Raw genomic sequence first — 1,761 nt, 5'->3', positions numbered from 1 at the left:
TCATCAGATTTTGCGCGGGATACCCGGTACTTCTAGTGCCGGGAGGGATAGCGCGTCGCTCGCAGAGCGACTCGGTTACGCCACCGCCTGTCCCGCTCCTCCTTTTAGTTGGTGAATAGTCGGGGTGAGGTGATAGCCGTAGCCATCACCGCGTTGTATCACGGTGCAGTGTTTGTGCGAAATGCCCTGCACGGCACCCTGGTCGGTCTGGATATTGAAACTGCCGGTTTTGCGCACCGCGACGCGGCCCGTATAGGTACCGGCCTTTTTGCCGCTAGGCACCACGGCTTTCACTATGTCGCCGGTTTGAAAGCCCCGCACCTGCTTCTGGCGCATCAGATAGCCACGCGGAAAACCATATTTCGTCAAGCGGGTGCGCTGGTAGTTGCCGCGCCCGGTGCATTTGATCGTTAGCGTCGAGGCTGTCCAGTCGTGCAACCAGCCGAAAGCGCCCACACAAGCCGCATCCAGGGCGTGAGTCTTAGGAATGCCGAGTCGCTGACGGTTGTATTTAGTGCGACCACCGCTGGCGACTGCCACCGGCAGTCCCGTCGTTTTAAGCGCATTAAACAGTGCCCAGCGCGTGGCATTAACCGCACTGGCATCGCGCAGCGGTTGCTTGAGCTGGCGTTGTACCCGCTCCAGCCGTGCGTCCGCTGATAAGCCGTTAGCCTTGAGGCGTTTTCTCAGCCCCTTGTCACGGGAGAAAAAGTCCGCCAACGGCAGCGAACCCTTAGCCTGATTGCAGGGGTGGCAGCTAAGGGTCAAGTTGCTGACCCGGTTGGAACCACCGCGTGAACGCGGCACCACATGCTCAATCTCCAGCGGTGTGTCGCCGGTGCCACAATAGGCACACTCACGGCCCCATTTTGCCAGCAGGTACTCGCGTACCTCGTAGCCCAGCAAAGTACCTTGCTGGTACTCGACCCCGCTAATCTCCGGGTTGTCGAGCTTCTGGGTATCAAAGCGCACCAACTCCTGGCTGATGGCCGTGACGGGGGCTAGCTTGCTGAGTCGTTCTACCCAGGCCATGACCGTATCCACTCGATGTTGCAGGCTGGGGGCCAGCCAGCCTTTGGGCTTGGTGCGATTGTTGAAGCGCGGGGCGCGATAACGCAGATTCTTTGACCGGCGACGCCGCCGAAAGCCACGGCGCTGCTCCAGTGACTTCTTGATCTGATAGCCACGATGCACCAGGTCAAATAAGCACAATACATGCCGTTGCGGGCCGTCTGATTCGGTGCTGTCCGTTTCACGCATCAACGCCAGCCCGGTCGTTTTGCTGCCAGGGTCGATGCCCAGGCGAAGCGGTTGCGTGTCACCACCCACCCGATCTTTCAGCCGGATCGTGAACGGATAGCGCTTATGTACCACGGCACGACCACGCGCCAACAGCAACCGGGCGCGCTTTTCGCTGCACGGCATCAGTGGCCGCTTGTGTTTATCCCATACGAAAACCGCCATGCGATTTCCTCCTAATCAATGCCCTTACGGGCCTGGTGTCGCAGGGCTTTCGCCCCGTCTCCCCTCGGGAAGGTTGATAACCGGCTCCTGCCAACGATATGGCTATCGGCAGCGATCAAGACCTTCGGCGTTTTACCCTGCGCCAGCATGATCCTGACCTTTCAGAGCGCCAAACTGAGGAAGCATTTGGCGGTGAGTCTTGGCGACCTGTTATCAACGTAGCGGGTTGGCTACCGCTTTCCCTGGTCAACCGGGCTTGCTTTTACAAGCCTCCGGCTTCAGCCGGAGGTAATTGAC

The 1,761-nt window shown here is 59.4% G+C and carries 1 protein-coding gene; it reads right to left on the bottom strand.

The window, feature by feature from the left end; translation table 11 throughout:
- Nucleotides 1–75 precede the first annotated feature (75 nt).
- Nucleotides 76–1,464 carry an RNA-guided endonuclease IscB gene (gene iscB, locus ACT3T6_RS17645; RefSeq protein ID WP_193084857.1) on the bottom strand — a complete coding sequence of 463 codons (1,389 nt, stop codon included), beginning with the start codon at nt 1,462–1,464 and terminating at the stop codon, nt 76–78.
- Nucleotides 1,465–1,761: the final 297 nt, after the last annotated feature.

This window comes from Halomonas sp. 72 (assembly GCF_052379785.1).
Classification (GTDB): Bacteria; Pseudomonadota; Gammaproteobacteria; order Pseudomonadales; family Halomonadaceae; genus Vreelandella; species Vreelandella citrativorans.
Note: the sequence above shows the minus strand (reverse complement) of the source record. Positions and strands in the feature narration are given on the sequence as shown.

Excerpts from the sequence above, each read along its gene's own strand:
- iscB (WP_193084857.1), bottom strand. The coding sequence starts at position 1,464 with ATGGCGGTTTTCGTATGGGATAAACACAAGCGGCCACTGATGCCGTGC.